This window comes from Rhodococcus gordoniae, assembly GCF_001646655.1.
Classification (GTDB): domain Bacteria; phylum Actinomycetota; class Actinomycetes; order Mycobacteriales; family Mycobacteriaceae; genus Rhodococcus; species Rhodococcus gordoniae.
The window spans coordinates 1-1,216 of record NZ_LPZN01000103.1 but is presented as its reverse complement, the minus strand read 5'-3'; the positions used below and the strand labels follow the sequence as shown (position 1 = coordinate 1,216).

Below are 1,216 nucleotides of genomic sequence, written 5' to 3'. Positions count from 1 at the left end.
TGGCGGCGGCGGTGAGCAGCGCGCCGAGCAGCGCCGACAGCGGCAGGCCGAGGGTGGCGAGCAGTCCGACGATCGATCCGCCGCCGGTGACGACGATCAGGGCGACCGCGGCGGCGGACGCGCCGGCGGTGATGCCGAGGATGTCGGGGCTGGCCAGGGCGTTGCGGGAGACGGATTGGGTGATGGCGCCGGAGACGGCGAGGGCGGCGCCGACGACGACGGCGGCGATGCCGCGCGGCAACCGCAGGTCGAACACGATGAACCGGTCGAGGCGTTCGCCGCCGCCGAGGAGCACCTCGACGACCTGCAGCGGGCTGAGCGGGTAGTCGCCGCGGCCGAGGGAGATCGACAGCAGCACGGCGGTGGCGACGACGATCAGCGCGCACACGACGACCATGCGGGCGCGCCAGACGACCGAGACGGAGCCGAGGCGGAAGGCGGGCCGGCCCGGCACGCGGGTGGAGACCTGGACGGGCGAGCGGCGCCGGCCCGTCGTGGCCGGCTCGTCCGGGGCGAGCGCGGGGGTGGGGGTGTCGTTCACAGGGCCACCAGCTTCCGGCGACGGACGAGGGCGATGAAGAAGGGGGCGCCGATGAGGGCGAGGACGATACCGACCTGCAGTTCGCCGGGGCGCACCACGATGCGGCCGACGACATCGGCGAGGACGAGCAGCGCCCCGCCGAGCAGCCCGGCGTAGGGGACGAGCCAGCGGTAGTCGGGGCCGGTCACCGCGCGGGCGATGTGCGGGACGATCAGCCCGACGAACGCGATGGGCCCGCAGGCGGCGGTGGCGGCGCCGGTGAGCACGGTGATCGCGGCGATGCCGATCACCCGGGTGGTGACGACATCGGTGCCGAGCGAGCGGGCGACGTCCTCGCCGAGGCTGAGCAGGTTCAGTGCCGGGGTGGAGGCGAGCGCGACGAGCAGGCCGACGACGATGAACGGGGCCACCTGCCAGAAGACGTCCATGCCGCGGCCGGCGACGGAGCCGACCACCCAGAAGCGGTAGCCGTCGAGGCTGGTCTGGTCGAGCAGCACGATGGTCTGGATCATCGCCTGCAGGAAGAACGCGACGGCCGCGCCGGCCAGCGCCAGGCTCAGCGGGCTGGAGCGGCCGTTGCCGATGGACGCGACGCCGAACACCACGATGCTGGCGAGGGCGGAGCCGGCGAAGGCGAACCACAGATACTGCGCCGGGCTGCTCAGCCGCACGGTA

At 74.0% G+C, this 1,216-nt stretch carries 2 protein-coding genes; both read right to left on the bottom strand.

Annotated features, from left to right (window positions below):
- Positions 1-541, bottom strand: a 541-nt coding sequence (locus A8G18_RS22145; RefSeq protein ID WP_157100876.1) for an iron chelate uptake ABC transporter family permease subunit, incomplete at its 3' end; no start/stop codon positions are given.
- A partial coding sequence (locus A8G18_RS22140) for a FecCD family ABC transporter permease (protein WP_157100875.1) occupies positions 538-1,216 on the bottom strand: 679 nt, incomplete at its 5' end. The genes A8G18_RS22145 and A8G18_RS22140, both read right to left, overlap by 4 nt.